This is a genomic window from Silvimonas soli (assembly GCF_030035605.1).
GTDB lineage: Bacteria > Pseudomonadota > Gammaproteobacteria > Burkholderiales > Chitinibacteraceae > Silvimonas > Silvimonas soli.
Genome location: NZ_CP106736.1, coordinates 776876 through 795717, shown reverse-complemented (window position 1 = coordinate 795717; position 18842 = coordinate 776876). Strand labels below are relative to the sequence as shown.

Here is an 18842-nt window from a genome sequence, read left to right as displayed (position 1 = left end):
GCCGTGAAGAAGGGCCGTTTTTTAATGCTGGTTTATAGCTGCGAATACCCCGCATCAAATGCCTGCTGCTGCATCTGCAGAATCACTGCATACGCAGCCAGTGGTAGAACCTCAAAGCCGGTAATCCCGAAAGCAGCCCAAGCGGCAGCCATGTGTGGATCGGCAATCGCTGCCGCCAAGCCTTGCCGCAGCAATTGCAGTTGATGCGCAGGAGTGCTGGCCGAAGTTATCAGCGGCAAGCCGGGCGCGGCTGCTGTCTGCCCCAATATCCGGATGCCATGCAGTGCTGCGGGATCAGCTTCGCGGCGCAACGCCAGACTGACACAATCAATCGCGGCAATATCGGCCTGCCCGGCGCGAACCAGTTCAATTGATGCCGCATGGGAACCCGAAGCAATAGCCTGCGCAAAAAAGCGCCCATCCTCAGCCAGTGGGGCAATCAGCGCTCGCAAACTGTTGTAGCCCGATTGCGACTCCAGCGCGTTGTATGCCGCTATGCGACCTCGGAAGTCGGCCAGCGTATGACCAGTGTCATCAGCACGGACGATCAGCAGACTGCGGTAATACGCACCTTCGCAGCCGGGAGCGTCGTAACAGAAGACGCCAACCAGTTGCACTTTGCCAGCCAGCGAAGTCATCAGCGGATAACCGCAGGTCTGGCTAAGTAATAAATCCGGGTCGCGCCAATGGCTGTGCAGATTGATTGGGTGAGTCAGGGCATCTGGCACGCCAGCAACACCGTGCGCACGTAAATGGCCAGCCAGACCGTGCCACAAACGGGGGAGAGCATCGTTGGCAGGCGTGCTGTACATGGGCAACGCCGCGATCATGCTTTATCCGGCGGTAACTGACCGGTTTGCCCGCCGCGGCGCGCGCGCGAACCACCCAATACCGGTGACGTTTTGGCCGGTGTCCGCTTTTCCTCACCCGCGTGCCGCCAATGTTCCAGCCGTTGCAGCAAGCGGTCGAACGCAAGGTCAGTCACAACGGCCAGCAAGCCGACCAGCAAGGCGCCCTGCAGGATATACGCTGTGTTGAAGCCACTCAGACCGACAATAATTGGCGACCCCAGGGTTTTTGCGCCCACGGTCGAAGCAATCGCTGCCGTGCCGATATTGATAATCACGGAAGTGCGTACGCCAGCCAGTAACACCGGCAGAGCGAGCGGCAACTCGACCTGGGTCAATATCCGCCAGCGGCTCATGCCCAGACCGCGCGCCGCTTCGCTGACCGGTTCTGGCACGGATTCGATCCCGGCGATAGTGCTCTGAACAATCGGCAGCAAGCCGTACAAGGCCAGTGCGATCAACGCCGGCTGCGTGCCGAAACCAATAATGGGAACCGCCACGGCCAGGACGGCGACGGGCGGAAAAGTCTGGCCAATGGCGACCACCGTTTCTACCAGCGGGCGAAAGTCCCGGCCAATGCTGTGGGTGACGAACACCCCCGCGCCTACGCCCACCACAATCGAGATGGCACTGGAGATCGCCACAATACTGATATGCGCCGCCACCAGGGCGGGAAAAGTATCCTGCAGATACAGCGGGCGTTGCAGTTCCGGGAACAACGCTTTGAACACTGGCGTGAGCAGCGGCATGCCAAACATCAGCGACACCAACACCAGGAGCGCCCACGGCAACGGGTCCGCAAACCAGCGATAAGGATTACGCGGGCTGGGCTGATGGCTCATGCCTGTTCATCCAGCAAATCGGCAAAGTGCAATGCCCCAACTGGCTGGCCCTGTGCATCCACTACCGGCAAACTGCTGGCCCGCCGCGCGACAAATGCGGACAGTGCTTCGCGCAAAGTGGCGCTGATCGGTAGCGGCTCGCCTGTTGCGGACTGGCCTTTGCGTACGCGTGCGCCGACAGTATCCAGCCCCAACAGTTTGATGCCGACTTCGCTGCGCCCGACGAATTCGGTGACGAAATCGCTGGCCGGATGCGCCAGAATCTCAAACGGCGTGCCAACTTGGGCAATGCGGCCTTTATCCAGCAGCACAATACGGTCAGCCAGCAAAAGCGCTTCATCGATATCGTGAGTGACCAGCACAATGGTCTTGCCAGAGGCTTTGTGGATGCGGGCAATCTCTGCCTGCAATGCGCTGCGGGTGACCGGATCAAGCGCGCCAAAGGGTTCGTCCATCAGCAAGACTTCAGGGTCTGCCGCCAAGGCACGGGCTACGCCCACGCGCTGTTGTTGCCCGCCGGAGAGTTGATGCGGATAACGCTGGCGATAGCGTGCCGGTTCCAGATTCAACAAGGTAAGCAGTTCGGTAACACGCTCGACCACTCGCGCTTTGGGCCACTTGAGCAGGGCCGGGACGGTGGCAATGTTTTGTTCCACGGTCCAGTGCGGAAACAAACCAATCGACTGAATGGCGTAACCCATACGGCGGCGGATGTCTTCTTCTTTGAAACTGCGGATTTCCTTGCCCGCGAACAGAATGCGCCCGCTGTCATGTTCCACCAGGCGGTTAATCATTTTCAACGTGGTGGATTTGCCCGAACCGGATGGCCCGATCAGCACCGTGAAGTCACCCGCGTTCAGCCGCAAATTCAGGTCATCAACGGCTTTCCAGTTATCAAAGGTCTTGCTGACTTGTTGAAATTCGATCATTGAAACCGCGCTCCGAGCATGGATACCAGTAGTTTGAAGAAGGCATCGGCGGCAATGGCCAGCGCGATGACCGGCACCACGCCCAGCAAGACCAGATCCAGCGCGCTGCTGAGCAAGCCTTGGAACATGATGGCGCCAAAGCCGCCCGCGCCAATCAAGGCCGCCACGGTAGTCAGCCCGATCGCCTGCACTGTAGTGATACGCAAGCCCGACAGCAGTACTGGCAGTGCCAATGGCACTTCTACTTGCCAGAACACCTGCCGCCGCGACAAGCCCATGCCTTTGGCGGCTTCGATGACTGCCGCAGGCACTTGGGCCAAACCCGCCGAGGTACTGCGCACCATCGGTAACAGCGAATACAGCGTCAGCGCGATCACCGCCGGTGTCATGCCGATGCCACTGATGCCCACGCTCGCCAATACCGGCACATGCGCAGCCAGGGCGGCCAATGGCGCAATCAACAATCCGAACAAGGCAATCGACGGGATGGTCTGGATGACATTAAGAACGGCAAAAAGCGGCGCACGCAGCCGGTCGCGCCGAAATGCCGCTACGCCAAGTGGAATGCTGATAAGCAGCGTGGGCACCAGTGTGGCAGCAACAATCTCCAGATGTCGCAGCAACGCATCGTTAAACACGTCTTGCCGATTGGTGTATTCCTTCAGCACAGACAGATCATCCAGCTTGCCGCTCAGGAGCAGCACCAACAGCGGTGCAAGCACCAGCAGGCCCGCCACTATAGCCCTCGCTGGCCGGAGTTTGAGATGTCCCAGCGCGTCTGCAGCGGCTAACCATGCCAGCATGACCAATAGCCAGAAGCTGCCACCGAAGGAAGTGCGGCTATAGGCGGAATCGGTCGTCGCCAGCCGCGTGGCTTCAGCACCGGCAATGCCGACCAGCCCAGCGATAAGCAGAGTTGCGGCGAGCACGACCAGCCAATCCAGTAGCCGACCGGGTTTGGCGAACACGGCAGCTGCCAGTGCCAACGCGGGCAGCCAAAGCATAGCGCGCCAGCTGTTAATCACCGCCCACAGCGAAATACCCGTACCGGTGACCAGACGGTTGGGGGCATGAGTCAAAAACGGTAAACCCCATGCCGCCAGCGCACCGGCAATCCACAACACCAACAAAACCCGGTTTTTGATATACATCGATTATCCATTTGCCACGCAACCCTGCCTCCCGAGGCAAGGGTCACTGCGGTTACTTCACAAAGCCTTTGCTTTTCAGATAATCCGCAGCCACCTTTTTGGCGTCCTGCCCCTCAATGGCGATTTTGGCGTTGAGGGTTTGCAGGGTGCGACTATCCAGCGTTTTGAATACGGGGGCGAGCGCATCCTTGATCTTGGGATATTTGGCCAACGTTTCGGCTCGGATAACTGGTGCCGGAGCGTAAATGGGCTGAATGCCTTTCGGGTCATCCAGCGTGACCAGACCCAGCGCCGCCACCGGGCCGTCGGTACCGTACGCCATCGCGGCGTTCACCCCAGAAGTCTGCTCGGCAGCGGCCTTGATCGTCACCGTGGTGTCGCCACCCGCCAGCGTCAGCAATTGATCTTGTTTCAGCGTAAAGCCATAGGCAGATTCAAATGCGGGCAGGGCGTCCGGGCGCTCGATAAATTCGGCCGATGCCGCCAGTTTGAACTGACCGCCAGCGGAAATCCATTTGCCCAGATCAGCCAGAGATTTGAGCTTGTTCTTGCTGGCCACATCCTGGCGAATGGCAATAGCCCAAGTGTTATTAGCTGGGGCAGGCTCCAGCCAGACGATTTTGTTTTTATCAAAATCCAGCGCTTTCACTTTTTCATAGCCGGTTTTGGCATTACGCCAGGCCGGGTTTTTCTCATCAGAAAAAAAGAACGCGCCGTTACCGGTGTACTCGGGATAAATATCAATCTCGCCCGCAGTCAGCGCCCCGCGCACCACCTTGGTATTGCCCAGCTGGATCTTGTTCTCGGTTTTGATCCCTTGCGCTTGTAACACCTGCAAAATCAGATTGCCCAGCAACGAGCCTTCGGTATCAATCTTGGAGCCAACGCGCACTGCGCCGTCGGCTTGCGCTCCGGCAGACGCAACCAGCAGGGCAAAGGCGGTGCCAAGCAGTGCCCGGCGAGAAAAACGCAAGTTCATGGGGGTACCTCAATGAGCTGTAAGGGGATGGTGAGATGACATTTAGACGATGCGTTACCAGCAGGTTAGCCATTTAGTATGCAATCTGCCTGCAAAAAAACATGTGTCGCGAATCTAGATGCTGACTCTGAGCGCGGGATAGGTCGGCGCGTCCACCGCTTTGAAAGCAAAGTGCCACAGCAAATAGCCATAGCCCGGCAGCAAAAAACCGCCATTGCGCGCCAGAAAACCGGCCCGGTCAGCCCGATACGCCGCAGGAATCCGATACCACGCCAGCTGTGGCGCTTCGTGATGCACCAGATGGAAATTGTTATTCAGATACAACAGTCGCCAGAACCAGCCCGCCTCGTTAATCACCACCCGATGGGCCGGTATCGCTGCCGGACGATGTTCATAAAATGAACGCAACATGGCCAATCCCAATGCCGGATAAGCCACAGCCAGCAGATAACGTATCGGTGAAAAACCAAACCAGTAATCCAGCGCCCATAACATCACCACCAGCATCCCGATGTGTGCCAGCCAGATGCGCAAATGCGTGTAGTCACGTTGCTTTATTTGGCGATATACCTCACGCCAGGTGCCGATAACGGCAAAAGCTGGCCCCAGCAATACGCGTCCGGGTGCGGTGCGCAGCGCGGTTTGCGGTGGCTGCAGCCAACGTGGCAGATGATCAAACTCCGCCGGTGCCAGGTAATTGCTTTCCGGGTCAATGCCTGGATAGGTGAGATGTGTTTCCTGGTGATGCGCCAGATGGGTTTGCCGGTAAATATCATACGGATACCACACCGCCAGCGGCGCCAAACCCAGCCAGCGATTGAACCGTTGCGAGCGAGTAGGGTGTCCGTGCAGCAATTCATGCTGCAGGCTCATAAACCAGGCCACCACCAGCGTGAGCGCAACATTGACCAGCAGCGGGTTGAGTGCCCGCTGCTGCGCGATCAGACCAAACCAGCTGCCGTAGATGGCGGCGATCAATAGCCATGTGGGCCACTCGATGGCACGTTTGCTGAGGCTTGGGAACGAGCCGGATCGGGCGGTAGAGGGCATGAGTGGTGAGCGCTTGCGGAAATGGCTAGAGCGCTACTCTATAAGAGTTTTATATTTCAATTAGTAATATAAATTTATTTTCATATTCCTTTCTTTATTTTTTCCTCCCGCTCAAACGATCAGGCGCATTGACGCAGGCCGAGCCGGCGCGAATTGCTCAGGTAGAGCAACCCTGCATAGCGCAATTGTTGGGGCGGATGGAGCGCGATGGTCTGGTCGAACGCGTGCCGGACCCGCCCGATGGGCGCAGTCGGTTAATCTCGCTGACTGAGCGTGCCTCGCAGCAATTGCCGCAAAGCAGGGCGGTCATGGACGATGCCTGTGAACAGGCGCTGTCTGGTTTTAGCGAGCCGGAAAGAGAGCAGTTACTGGGGTTTTTGCAAAGAATATTCGCCAACCTGGATGGCGTGCCAGGCAACTGAACTGACCAGGCAACACACATGATCGCCACTGCGATGCGCTGTGGGCGCTGCAGGTGGCGGTCACTTCCTGCCAGTCGCCAGAAAGACGATGCTTTAATGCCACGTATTTGATAATTATGAGAGGCCGCAGGCCTTGCCTATGCTAAGTTCCTGATTCATTCCGGACCCTGCGCTGAGCCGCAGGAATAAGGGTTGGTCTTGCTTTCTGGAAATACCGTTGCCAGTCCATTTGACTGGCGGTATTTGCCCATCAGAACGACCGACCCGTGCCCGTTTCGAATTGCCGGAGCCAGGTTTGTTTACAGATACATCGTCTTCTACCACCGTTTATTTGCTGACCGAGCGCGACTCAATTCTGGCGCCGGTATGCAAGCAACTGGCGGTGTTCGGTTTTGAGGTCATTCCATTTGATCATGCCACGGCCTTGCTGGCCGCCATGCATGGCAAAGCCCCATTTGCAGTCATCGTGGATGGTGAAACGCCAGGGCTTGATCTGGATTTTCATGTGCCGTTGATCAAACGGCTGGCGAAAGGGCCGCTGTTTTTGTCTTCGGTGGGCGAGCCGGTGTCGCGGCAGATTGCCTTGTTGCGCTTGGGGGTGACTGACTTTGTGGCGCGGCCATTGCCGCTGCAAAAGCTGGTGGCACGGCTGGACGAGTTGCTGGATCAGCGTCGTCCGGAGCCTTTTCGGGTGCTGGTGGTGGATGACTCCGAAAGCATGCTGCGCTGGCTGGATAAAGTGCTGCGCGGGGCGGGGATGGAAGTATTCAAAACCCGTAGTCCGCTGGACGTGTTGCTGTTGATGGAGCGCCACCGGCCAGAAATCATCATTCTGGATGTGTATATGCCCGAATGCTCTGGCGACGAGATGGCGCACATCATTCGCCAGCAGCCGCGTTATGACGGCATTCCCATTATCTTTTTCTCTACCGAAGTCAGTCGCAACAAGCAGTTGGTAGCGCGCAGCATGGGCGGCGACGACTTCCTGGTCAAAGACACCCCGCCTGACGAACTGGTGACCGCGGTGTCGATTACCTGCGAACGTTATCGGCGTTTGCGGCAATGGATGACGCGCGACAGCCTGACGTTGTTACTGAACCATTCCACTTTGGTCGAGCAACTGGAACAAGCGGTGCAGGTGTGTCAGCGTAATCGTGAGCACCTGACCTTTGCCATGATCGATATCGATCACTTCAAATCGGTGAATGACCAATACGGCCATTTGACTGGCGATCATGTCATTCAGAGTCTGGCCCGCATGTTGCGCCACACAGCGCCCACGCAGGCATTGATCGGGCGTTACGGCGGTGAGGAGTTTGGTATTGCTTTGCCGGGCATCGCACCGGTGCTGGCCTCGCGCTATATCGACGCGGTGCGCCAGCAGTTCAAGGCTTTTCCACAAAGTGGCAACGAGACCGTGTTCAGCAGCACCTTCAGCGCGGGCGTATCGACGTTGGCTGCCGGTATGACCACGCAGCAACTGATGGAAAACGCCGATCTGGCGCTGTATCAGGCCAAGCGCAATGGCCGTAATCAGGTGGTGCTGTTCAACGAGGCTGAACACCACGCACCGCCGGTGACGCCAGGGCGCCGGATTGACGACCCGCCTGGCAGGTAGAGGTGAGGCGGGTAGGGCGGCTGGCTATCCCGTCTTGTTGGGTGAGGCGTTCCCGAAAACGGAATGAAACGGAATAAAACCAACCAACCCACCTGCCCGGAAAATCAACGCGTCAGCACGCCCGTGGCCGAGATCATGGTGAGTTCCACAAAATTGGAACCCAAGCGTTTCTTGTCGCTGAAATCAACCACAAAACCACCCAGATCATAATGATGCATATTGCTCAGTGCCTCATAAACGCTGGCCCGGGTCGGATTCTTGCCCGCGCGTTTCAGCGCTTCGGTCAGCAGGCGGGCAGAGATATATCCCTCCAGCAAAGCGTAACTCGGGTAGTCGCCCGACTTCAGAAACGGCTCGGCGTCGGTCTGAAACTCGCGCACCAACTTGAGTTGGGCGTTAGTCGGGGCCGGGAAAACCTGCGATAAACCGATGCCATGCGCTACGCCCAAACCGGCCTGGCGAGTGACGTTGTCAAACTGGATTGCCGACAAACCGTAAAGCTGGGATGTGCCACCCAAGGCTTTGAACTGCTTGGCAAAGGTGCTGGCCGGTTTGGAGATGGCGACCATGATGATCGCTTCCGGATTGGCTTTGGCCAGCGCTTGGGCCGCCGCATTGGTGTCGCCGGTGGTTTTGTCATACCAGCCTTCGCCCGCCAGCGTCAGCTTGCGTTTGGCCAACTCGTTCTTCACCGCAGCATAGCCAGCCTCACCAAAGCCATCTTTTTGTGCCAGAACGGCAATCCGGCTAACGCCCAGATGCTCGTTCAACAGCGCGACGATCTTTTCCACTTCCTGCGTGTATCCGGCGCGAGTCTGAAAAAAATATGCGCTGCCGGGCGTGCGCACGCTATCTGCGCCGGTGTATGCGCCTACTAGCGGTATGCCTGCGGTATCGAGCATTTTTGATTTGATCAACTCTTGCAATGATGTGGTGCCGTAATAGCCAATCAGTGCAACGGCGTTTTCCTTGTCGATCAGATCGCGGGTATTGGCCAGCGTGCGGGTGGCGTCGTAACCGTCATCGCGGGTAATCAGATTGATGGGCTCGCCGTTAATGCCACCTTGCGCATTGATGCGGCTGAAATAAATCGATGCGCCCAAGGCCAGCGCTTTGCCGGTGTCGCCAGCCAGCCCGGAGGTGGGGACTGATTCACCAATATTGATATCCGCATGCACGGCCACGGATATCGTCGCTGCAAGCGCCAACAGGATCTTTTTAATCATGTTTCCCCCTCTCATTTGCTGTGAACAATGGCGGCACGGTGGATGCGCGCGGCAGCCCGGATGGGCAGGCCAACGGTTATCCCTCTTGGAGCGCCTCTGACGGGCGCCTGTTCGGGCAGAGTCTCAGGAACGAGTGACTGGCAAAACTGGCACGCTGCATACCGGCGTCAGGAGCAAGACGCAGGCAAAGCGCGCATTACAACCTGATATCGGAAGTCGCTTAACGGGGTAGTGGCCGGATCGCGGGCAGGGCCGCTTTCCACGAGCGCTTGTACAAAGTAATGGCGACGACCGGAATCAGGCACAACACGGTGACTTTGGAATACCACAGGCCCCACCAGACCAGCTGGCCATGTTCCTGATAAGCACTGGTGGCGTAGAAATCCAGGATGGGCCATGAAGTGCCGCCAATGATGGTGCATGCCACCAACGATAACGATGGCAAGGCCATGCCGGAGAACCAGCCGATGGCCCACACCACAAACGCTGCACAGCACATGCCCAGCACGGTAAGGATTACCGGCATGTCGATCTGCATGACAATCAACAGCCAGAATGCAAATGACAGAAAGATCATGCTGCCAAGGCTGGCGAGCATGATGAAAGACAGGTCTTTTTCACCGCGCGTTTCCATGATTCCTCTCATTACAACGGTCAGACTCATTGATCAATTCGCTCAGACTTGTGCTCTGGCTGACCCTGGCAAACAGGGGCACGGTAGGGCGCAGGTCTGGCGTGATTCCAGGCTGATCCAGTAGTTATTTATTTTGTTTTTGTATTGGTGATCGAGATTACGGGTGTTGCGCCAGGCAATGATCTTGATCAAGGCAGAAATAGCTGCCCGACCACGGCATTTCAGTTCTGTTTCTGCCTTATTTGCGGCAGTGGTTCTATTGCAGCAAGAAAACGGGCCGCCACGTGGGCGGCCCGGATCAACTCGGGGTTCAAGCCCCTTTTGGTTTCGTCTCCATCCTTCTTGTTTTTGGTGCTCATCCCGCGCATCAAGTGGTCTTATCGTCCAGTCTGTTTTTTGGCGCCGTTACCCACCGGCATGATTACGTCCGGTGGCTGATGCTGTCTTTTCTGGTACGGCTTCCACGGGTTTCATTACGCGGCATTGGGCCTGTTAGCGTCAAGCACAGTGCCGACATACGGCTGGTGCGTGCATTGCGGCTCTGCCAGATCGTGGCGCGCTACCGGCCTTTTTCTGGTGCATGAAGACCGTGCTAAAACTCTAAAATTTCTCTTTGTATTCAATATATAAATGTTTTATAAGGATAAATTGATGGGGTTGTGCACCAGAATGAATAGAAAACGCCGACATGGCTCAGTCTTGAGTAGTGCAAAAATAAACCGCTTGTCCCGGATGAATGGTTGGCTGGATTGTTGCATCCATGTGACGCCAACGGAAGCGGCGATTTTGTGTGGTCAAAATAACGCTTTCTATATTTGTAATTAATATTGAAGACTAATTATGAAAAATAGGTCAGAAAAAAGTGGGTTTCATCGAGCGCAGTCCGATTAAGTGGTATTGGGGTTTACCCGATTTACGGTGTTTAATATGAAAACGCCGTTGCCTTTCTAGTGTGCATAAGAGCTTGGCCGCACGTGGACGTGGCCTGCGTCAAAACACGTGGCGTCCCGATAATTGGCCGCTGCCTGGCAGCGGCATGCGGCGAGGTCGTTATCGAATGCTTTGGCATACGATGTGCAGGGCCAAATGCCGCTGACTCGGCTGTCGCGCTTTTCATGCATCACGCGCCTTGACCTCAACTTGACTTGAGCTTTTAGACTGTTCTTCAGGCGGGCAACTTCTGCGCGCACTTGAAGGAGCAGTCCCAAATGACCAGCGTATCGACCCCTTCAGTTTCTACTGCGGTTTATCGCGTCGACCGATTTGTAGTGCCCGCCCATGCGCTGCCCGCATTTATGGCGCGCGTGCACATCATCGACCAGCGCGTTCGCAGCTTCGCGGGCTGTAAACAAAACCTGGTGCTTAGCCAAGCCAGTTCGACCAGCGATTTCAATGTGGTCACCATCGTGGAATGGGAAAGCATGCAAGCGCTCGCTGTCGCCCGCGAGGCGATCCAGCGGCAATATGCAGAAGAGGGTTTTGACCCGGCGGCCTTCATGCTCGAACTCGGCGTGCGGCCCGATATGGGAATGTATAACCAGGCGTGACGTTGTTTGAGCGGGCGGGTCTGGCCAGCCAGCGATTGCGATGCTTGTGCTGGCCTGGTAGATGGTCATGGCGTAGGCCCGAGTGAGCTTGCGCTACCATTCTTTTGTGACAGGCAAGAAGTCAGGATGAGACGCGACGTTGTCTTAAGCGAAAATAGCGTATCGCGTAAACCTCAAGTAGTATCTCTTGCATATGAAAGCAAAAGCGCACGCCCTGTTGGCGAACTTCATTGATCTCTTGCTCGACGCCATTTGTGTGGTCGACAAGGAAGGGCGTTTTGTTTTTGTCAGCGCGGCTTGCGAGCGTATTTTTGGCTATACGCCGGAAGAGATGCTTGGTCGGCGGATGATTGAACTGGTGGCGCCGGAAGACCAGGCCAGAACCTTGCAGGCGGCTGCTGAAATCATGGCCGGGCAGGCCAAGTTCAATTTCGAGAATCGCTACGTGCGTAAGGACGGGCGGCTGGTCCATATCATGTGGTCGGCGCGCTGGTCAGAGGCAGACCAACTCAGAGTTGCTGTGGCGCGGGATATCACGTCGCGCAAACATGCCGAATCGATGCAAGCAGCGTTATACGCCATTTCTGAAGCCGCACACGGGGCGGAGGACATGCTGGCGCTGTTCCAGCAAATTCACCAGATTATCGGGCAGCTGCTGCCCGCGCTGAATTTCTCGGTGGTGACTTATGACGAGAAGAATGATCGGCTGAGTTCTCCCTACCATATCAATCAGTTTCATCCCGCTGGGGCGGCGCAGGCGATGCCCGCCAGTGCGCTGTGCGCCGAGGTAATCCGCAGTGGTCAGCCGTTGTTGCTGAACCCGCAGAATCCAGGCGTTTTTCCGGCTGACTTGCATGGTCCAGATGGCACCGAGCCACTGTGCTGGCTCGGCGTGCCGCTCAATTCGCATAAAGGCACTATCGGAGCGCTGGTCTTGATGAGCTACGCCGGTGGTGCGCTTTATGCCGAACGAGACAAGGAATTACTCCAGTTTGTCTCCACTCAAGTCGCCACTGCCATTGAACACAAGCAATTGCATGCGCGTTTGCGGCGCCTGGCGCAATACGATGAACTGACCGATCTGCCCAATCGTGGCTTGCTCTATGACCGGCTGGACATGGCGCTGGCCCGCGCCCGGCGCGAACAAGGGCGTATGTCTTTGCTGTACGTGGATCTGGATAAATTCAAACAGGTGAATGACTCGCATGGCCACGCCACTGGCGACTTGCTGCTGCAGGAAGTCGCACACCGGCTGAAACAATGCGTGCGCGAAACCGATACTGTGGCGCGCATGGGAGGCGACGAGTTTGTGGTGTTGCTGGAGAACGTCCAGTTGCCGCAGTTCGCCGCGCAAGTTGCCGACAAAATCCGCAAAGCGCTCGCCCAGCCAGTGCATATCGACGGGCTGGAGCTTTATGCCAAGTCGAGCATCGGCATCGCTTGTTATCCAGAACACGGTCTGGATGCGCGGCTGTTGCTCAAGCATGCGGATGAGGCCATGTATCAGGCCAAAAAGAGCACCGACGAAATTCGCCAGAAAGAAGACTGCTGACTGATACCGCGTCGTGCGCGTCACGACCTGGCTGGCAACTGATCCCTTAGTAGTTCAAGCCATAGCGGGCGCGAATCTGCGCCAGTTTGCCGCTCTTTTCCAGCCGGGTGATGGCGGCATCCAGCGTTTTGATGTCGGCCTCGGTCGCGCTCATGCGGCTGAGCATCAAATGGACTTCATCACTGGCTGGCACGTAGGGCAGTATTTGCAGGTCGATTTTTTGCCGGTGTGCTTCCCACAACAAAGCCACCACATCCCCCATGATCAGCGTGCCATGCCCGGCGTTTAGCATGCGCAAACCCTGCTGATAATCTTCGTAAAATTCCAGCGCAGAAGTGGCCTTCAAGGCGTCAAAGTTGTCGGCGTAATCCTGGCCGTACCAGCCGCTATTGGGGCTGAGCAATAGCACTTTGCGGCTGCGCAAATCGGCAAAGGAATGGATGCTGCTGTAACCGTTGGCCAGCGCGTTTAGTGCTGCCAGGCCGGTTACTTCACGCCGGTAAGGCAAGGTGAACCAGCCGGTTTTGAGTCGCTCAGGCGTCTCGGAGGCGGCGAGTAACATGGCCAGCGTGCCATCCTGAAACATCTTCAAGCGGCGCTTGCGCGGGATCTCACTCTCAATGACCAGCTGACAGTCCGCCTCGCGGAAAATCGCCTGAGCCAGTTCGACATCCAGCCCGGCCGGTTTGCCGTTGGCATCGGTGTAAACGTAAGGCGGCCAGTTTTCCAGTGCCATGTTGAAAGGTTTGCTGCAACTGGCGCTGGCATACGCGCTGACCAACAGCATGAACCCGACAGCCAAACTCCATCGGATCGATTGCAGGCGCATTGCAATCTCCCTATGCGGTTCGACTTGATTGGATAAGTATAGACAGTCTGCCCAAGGCAACAGACCTGGTGTGCGGCGCAATCATGACGCGCAAAGTGACCAAGAAAGAAACGGCATGGCTGGATTTTTCCGGGGGCTGACAGAGCGGCTGCAGTGTAGCGCGAATGTCCATATCGCGCGTGTAAGTTCGCATAATTGACTACCGGATTTGTAAATGCGCCGGTGAGCGCCAGGTTCGCACTGCGAACACGCAGCCGGTTTGGTTCGGGCGCGCCGACAGAGTCGCCCGCCCGCTGACTGGCGGGTTCTGGCTAGTTGCCGTGTTGAGCAGGCGAGGGTGCCAGCAAACCGGCCAGCGCACCAATCGAGGCCGAGCCAAGGGCAGTAAGAATGTCCGGAATCTGAATTGTTCCAGACGAGTTATAGGCCAGCAAAATGGCGCCGAGCACCACCAACACGGCCACCGCCCCAAGTGACGAAACCACCACCCGATAAACATACCTGTCGTGTTCCAGCACCCGCGGCACTTGCTCCTTGGCTTGGGCGGCCAGCGCGTTAAGTGTCTGGGCCGGATTCACCTGCAATTGGGCCAGCACGCCTGGGGTATCCATGATGGTTTTGGCCATCTGGTCTGCTGATCTGATTTGTTCCGCCATGCCTTCACCTCGCCGTGGTTTGTATTAACCGGTTGCAGATCAAAAAATGCGCTTCTGGTTTGTGGCTGGGCGGGCAGGCTTCACGCTCCATTCGTCAGGCGGCGCTGACCGGAGTGCTGAAAGTTTTATATTAATGAAAAATTAAAATAAACCAACAAATAAAGAAAGTAAAGTTTCGATCTGGAATCGGAACTTGAGGTCTTCTGAACGAACAATGTAAATGAATGGCAATGAACTGGCCATTTTTTGGCATGGCCTGGATTTTGTTTTTTCTTACGTCATTTTGAAAAAATTGATCGTAACGACAGACATTTATTTTGAAAGCAAATTGCTTACATATTTTCGGGGCTCCTCTGGCACAGCGCAACGCATGCCCGATTTATGACTGGGCGGCAATTTGTCGGCATGCCAGGAGACCATCCTGCTGTAATCGCAATCAGGTTTTGCACCCGCCTCGTGGCCGACGCTTCGCCAACACCTGGTGCCTGCGAACACCGCCTTTATCAAGGAGTTCAGGCATGGACAATCAAGCAGGGCTTTCCCGACATGGCACGGTAGGTGAGCGTCAAACCGGCTTCGAGCGGCTTTTGCCGCAGCAACCCGGCCAACCGGGCTTGGCGGCGTTGCAGGCATTGGCCACGGCCATGACCGGGCAACCCGATGACCCCAGCGACGGGCCGGACCACGAAGAAAATCTTTATGTACCCGCCGGTTATACCTACTTTGGCCAGTTTATTGATCACGATCTGACCTTTGATACCACCTCGTCGTTGTCGCCTGCCAGCGGACCCAATTCGGCGGAAGACCAGCGCACGCCGAGGCTTGATCTGGATTGTGTTTACGGCAGCGGCCCGGACGACCAGCCGTATATGTATGCGGGCGATGGCGCTTCTTTGCTGCTGGGTGTCGATCTGGACGGGCTGCATCGGGACTTGCTGCGGAGTGCGCCGCTGGGTCGCGCCGTTATTGGAGATCCACGCAATGACGAGAATTCCATCGTCAACCAGATCCAATCTTCGTTTATCCGCTTTCATAACGCGGTGGTGGTGCGGTTGGCCCAGCAAGGGCTACAGGGCGCAAAGCTATTTCAGGCTGCGCGCAATGAAGTGCGCTGGACTTACCAGAACATCCTGACCAAAGACTATCTGCCGCGCATCATCAGCAAAACGGTGCTCGACCAGTTTGCGCATGACCGCAGCCAGGGCAATGCCTACAAATTGTTCAAGCTGCGCGATGACGGGCCGAGGTTGATCCCGCTGGAGTTCTCTGGCGCGGTGTATCGCTTTGGGCATTCCATGGTGCGCAATGGTTACCGGCTCAATGACGCCACGGTGAAACACATCTTTGCCGAAATCGACGGTAGCCCGGATGACAGCCTGGTTGGGTTCGAGCCTCTGCCCGCCAGTCATGTGATATCCGATTGGGGCCGCTTTCTGCCGCATCCGGACAACGAACAAACCGAGCCTGGCAACCGCGCGGCGGCCAACAACGACACGCGTGGCGCCAGCCGGCTGCAGTTTGCCTACAAAATGGATACCAATATTGCTGATCCGCTCGCCAACCTGCCGCCTGCGGTGGATGGCGGCGCCGGGCCATCGCTGATCTTTCGCAACCTGGCGCGGGCACGGCTGTTTCAGTTGCCAATGGGCGAGCAGGTCGCTGCGGCGCTGGGCGTACCCGCATTGAGTGAGGATCAACTGGTGGTGCGGGCGGAGACTACTGCGCCAGGCGCCGAAACCAAAACGTATCGCCTCACCCGCTTGACCGACATTTCGGCCGAGTTCAAAGGTGCCACGCCGCTGTGGGCGTACATCCTGGCCGAAGCCCAGTTGCCGCTGGTCAAGCTGGTGCTGGAGAGCGGCAAGCAAGACAGCTTTGATGAAGACTTTATGCTGGACAACAGCATCGCCCAGGGCGCGCAACTGGGTGCCGTAGGCGGGCGCTTGTTGCTGGAGGTATTCAACGGTTTGCTGGATGACGATGCCGATTCTTATCGCGGCGCAGCGGCCAAGAACTGGAAACCGCTGATCCGGCATTTCCGGTTGTGGGATGTGGTTCATCTTAACTTCCGGCCCTGAGCCGGATGCGCCGCAGTGATTTGCAATGAATAAACCGCACCAATAATCTAATAACGACAATCGCCGGAGCCCGCCATGTTCCAGATATCCGTAGTGAATGGATCGGCTACGCTGTCAGATCGAGAGTTACAGCGGGTAATCCGCGCCATTAACCGGCAGATCGCGGAAGACTTTGAACCGTTCTGGGCTTTTGGCGGGCGCCTGCGGCTGGATGGCTCCACGCGCGGCCCGGTGGATTCGCGCCAGCTTGGCCAGTTGCGCGGCGATGCCATTCTGTATGTGCTCGATTCCGCCACCAGCGCCGGTTATCTGGGTTTTCATGACCGCAACCAGTCGGGCGTGCCGTTTGGTTTTGTGTTTCTGGATTTGTGCAAACAGCTCGGCGATGAATGGAGCACCACGCTATCGCACGAAGCGCTGGAACTGATCGGCGATCCGCAATGCAATTTGCTGGTACAAGGCCCGCATCCCAGATATCCCGATCGCACGGTGTATCACTACTTTGAAATGTGCGATGCCGTGCAAACGGTGACGTACACGCTTGATGGCGTGGTGCTGTCGGATTTCGTCTTGCCCGCGTATTTCACCGCCGATACCGGGCAGGGTGCGCGCACCAGTTTTTGCAGTGCGCCGCTGGCGCCTTTTAACGTCACACCGGGCGGTTACATTGGCTTTTTTGATCCCAAAAGCAAAGCCGCCGACCAGTATTTTGCCAATGACCCGATCGCCCAACAGCGCCAGAAAGTCAAAACAGGAGTGGGCATTGGGCGAGTGGCTCGACGCGGCCTGCAAACTGCAACGCCGGTCAGTGATCCGATCCGCCATGTGGTGGTGCTGATGCTGGAAAACCGTTCGTTTGATCACATGCTGGGCGGGCTCACGGGGTCCATCCCTGGTCTGAACGGTGTTTCTCCCAATGATCCGCGCACCAATGTCGATGCCACCACCAACAAGGCCTACGCGCAAACGGCCAATGCCAAATTGTGGATAGACGCCAACTTCGCGCCGCCGCATGAATTGCCGGATGTGACTTTTCAGCTTGGCGACCAGGGCGCGCATTTTGTGGATAGCTACCGGCGTGCGCTGGGCAGCAAGCTGGACGCCGCCACATTGGACGCGCACCAGCAGCAAATCATGGCTTACTTTGCCGACGGCGACTTACCGGTTCTGCATACGCTGGCCAAGTCCTTCACCGTGTGTGATCGCTGGTTTTCGTCCTTGCCTGGCCCCACCTGGCCCAACCGTTTTTTTGTCCATTCGGCTACCTGTCTGGGCGTGGTCGATATGCCCAGCACCAGCAGCCCATCTACGCTGCCCGGATTGCTGACCAACTATAACCAGGACACCATCTACGACCGGCTGGATGCCGCCCAACCCAAACGCAGCTGGAAAATCTTTCACGATGGCTTTCCGCAAACGGCGTTGCTGGCGCATGTCCGCGAACGGATTCTATCCGAGCCCTATGCGACGATGGCGGATTTCGCCACGGCCTGTCAGGGCAGCGAAGCGGCTTTCCCGGCGTATGCATTTATCGAGCCACGTTATTTCAAGAGCAGCAATGGCCCGGAGAACGACCAGCATCCGCCCGCCAATGCCAATGATGGCGAATTGCTGATCGCTCAGGTCTACAACGCCATTCGTGCCAATGCGGATTTGTGGAATAGCACGCTACTGGTCATCACGTGGGATGAGCATGGTGGCTTTTATGACCACGTAATGCCTCCGGCCACCATCGCCCCGGACAATCACACGGATCATTTCAACTTTCAGCAACTGGGCGTACGCGTACCCACCTTGCTCGTTTCGCCGTGGGTGGCGGCGGGGGTGGATCACACCGTGTATGACCACAGCAGCATCTTGCGTTACCTGTGCGAGAAGTGGGGCATGCCCTACCTGGGCGCCCGCATGGACCCCGGCATTGCTGATAGCAAGGTGTGCGGCAACTTCGCCAGCCAGATCAAACTGACCCAGCCACGAACCGATCTGGTGACGGTCACGCCCAAGGCTGTGCCTGCTCAGCCAAACCTGAGCCCATGGGATAGCGCGCGTGAATCTTTGCTAAAGTTTGCTGAAACAGTCATGGGCAGTAGTGGCTCCGCTGCCGCAGCGCAAGGCATGCGGGCCGCTGCCGTTCCGGGGCTGGCCGCCGCAGCCAATGTTGATTTACCGGTGCCGGAGCGGATTCAGAATGTAGATGCCTGGCTGGCCGCGCGCACCGGGCGAGCCGTGGTTTCTACTTCGGTGCCGGTCAAAGCGGCAAGCCAGGCGGCTACAGTCGATGCTGGACCTGCATTGGTTAAAATCACCCGCAAGCGCGCTCCTCGCAAGCAGTAGGTAGAGCCCCTGACTTGTTATCAGGTGCTCTCGTCTTGTAACCGCCCCACGTGCAGGATGCGCATTTACACGCACCGCAATGTTCCGTCGCGTAACTCAAACCAACGTAGCTGTGCCTTGCCCGGCTAAATCAGGTAAGTTGTAGCT

16 protein-coding genes are annotated in these 18842 nt (G+C 57.1%); 6 read left to right on the top strand and 10 right to left on the bottom strand.

The features are described 5' to 3' along the window. Positions 1 to 32: 32 nt before the first annotated feature. The 6 genes from N7220_RS03675 to N7220_RS03650 form a co-directional block, all read right to left on the bottom strand. Positions 33 to 830, bottom strand: coding sequence for a phosphate/phosphite/phosphonate ABC transporter substrate-binding protein (locus tag N7220_RS03675; RefSeq protein WP_283150127.1), 798 nt, complete (start codon positions 828 to 830; stop codon positions 33 to 35). Further along, on the bottom strand, positions 827 to 1690 hold the full coding sequence (locus N7220_RS03670; protein ID WP_283150126.1) for an ABC transporter permease: 864 nt from the start codon (positions 1688 to 1690) through the stop codon (positions 827 to 829). Before N7220_RS03670 ends, N7220_RS03675 begins: the two co-directional genes overlap by 4 nt. Next, positions 1687 to 2619, bottom strand: a complete 933-nt coding sequence (locus N7220_RS03665; RefSeq protein WP_283150125.1) for an ABC transporter ATP-binding protein — start codon at positions 2617 to 2619, stop codon at positions 1687 to 1689. The genes N7220_RS03670 and N7220_RS03665 overlap by 4 nt, the downstream gene beginning before the upstream one ends. Then, entirely contained in the window at positions 2616 to 3770 is a 1155-nt protein-coding gene (locus tag N7220_RS03660) for an ABC transporter permease (RefSeq protein WP_283150124.1), read from the bottom strand. Before N7220_RS03660 ends, N7220_RS03665 begins: the two co-directional genes overlap by 4 nt. Before the next feature lie 52 nt (positions 3771 to 3822). Beyond that, positions 3823 to 4749, bottom strand: a complete 927-nt coding sequence (osmF, locus tag N7220_RS03655) for a glycine betaine ABC transporter substrate-binding protein OsmF (protein WP_283150123.1) — start codon at positions 4747 to 4749, stop codon at positions 3823 to 3825. Between the two features lie 114 nt (positions 4750 to 4863). Further along, complete coding sequence (locus N7220_RS03650) at positions 4864 to 5799, bottom strand: fatty acid desaturase (protein WP_283150122.1); 936 nt, start codon at positions 5797 to 5799, stop codon at positions 4864 to 4866. 53 nt (positions 5800 to 5852) lie between these two features. Between N7220_RS03650 and N7220_RS03645 the strand changes: the two genes are divergently transcribed. Beyond that, positions 5853 to 6221, top strand: a complete 369-nt coding sequence (locus tag N7220_RS03645) for a MarR family winged helix-turn-helix transcriptional regulator (RefSeq protein WP_308446581.1) — start codon at positions 5853 to 5855, stop codon at positions 6219 to 6221. Positions 6222 to 6516: 295 nt separating this feature from the next. Further along, the gene (locus N7220_RS03640; RefSeq protein WP_283150121.1) at positions 6517 to 7839 is read left to right on the top strand and encodes a sensor domain-containing diguanylate cyclase; all 1323 of its coding nucleotides are present in this window, start codon (positions 6517 to 6519) and stop codon (positions 7837 to 7839) included. Between the two features lie 104 nt (positions 7840 to 7943). Here the strand turns inward: N7220_RS03640 and N7220_RS03635 are convergent, their stop codons facing one another. Then, a complete protein-coding gene (locus N7220_RS03635; protein ID WP_283150120.1) occupies positions 7944 to 9065 on the bottom strand; it encodes an ABC transporter substrate-binding protein in 1122 nt (373 codons plus the stop codon). 220 nt (positions 9066 to 9285) lie between these two features. Further along, positions 9286 to 9699: a hypothetical protein gene (locus tag N7220_RS03630; protein ID WP_283150119.1), complete on the bottom strand. Its 414-nt coding sequence runs from the start codon at positions 9697 to 9699 to the stop codon at positions 9286 to 9288. A gap of 1208 nt (positions 9700 to 10907) precedes the next feature. On the opposite strand from N7220_RS03630, the gene N7220_RS03625 reads away from it, so the two are divergent. Continuing rightward, on the top strand, positions 10908 to 11246 hold the full coding sequence (locus tag N7220_RS03625; RefSeq protein WP_283150118.1) for a hypothetical protein: 339 nt from the start codon (positions 10908 to 10910) through the stop codon (positions 11244 to 11246). Positions 11247 to 11439: 193 nt separating this feature from the next. After that, on the top strand, positions 11440 to 12798 hold the full coding sequence (locus N7220_RS03620; protein ID WP_283151392.1) for a sensor domain-containing protein: 1359 nt from the start codon (positions 11440 to 11442) through the stop codon (positions 12796 to 12798). Positions 12799 to 12844: 46 nt separating this feature from the next. Here the strand turns inward: N7220_RS03620 and N7220_RS03615 are convergent, their stop codons facing one another. Together N7220_RS03615 and N7220_RS03610 are read right to left on the bottom strand one after the other, a co-directional pair. After that, on the bottom strand, positions 12845 to 13627 hold the full coding sequence (locus tag N7220_RS03615; protein WP_283150117.1) for a substrate-binding periplasmic protein: 783 nt from the start codon (positions 13625 to 13627) through the stop codon (positions 12845 to 12847). A 311-nt stretch (positions 13628 to 13938) separates the two neighbouring features. Beyond that, positions 13939 to 14253, bottom strand: coding sequence for a hypothetical protein (locus N7220_RS03610; protein WP_283150116.1), 315 nt, complete (start codon positions 14251 to 14253; stop codon positions 13939 to 13941). Positions 14254 to 14801: 548 nt separating this feature from the next. On the opposite strand from N7220_RS03610, the gene N7220_RS03605 reads away from it, so the two are divergent. Beyond that, positions 14802 to 16361, top strand: coding sequence for a peroxidase family protein (locus N7220_RS03605; protein WP_283150115.1), 1560 nt, complete (start codon positions 14802 to 14804; stop codon positions 16359 to 16361). 75 nt (positions 16362 to 16436) lie between these two features. Then, complete coding sequence (locus N7220_RS03600) at positions 16437 to 18695, top strand: alkaline phosphatase family protein (RefSeq protein ID WP_283150114.1); 2259 nt, start codon at positions 16437 to 16439, stop codon at positions 18693 to 18695. Positions 18696 to 18842 lie beyond the last annotated feature (147 nt).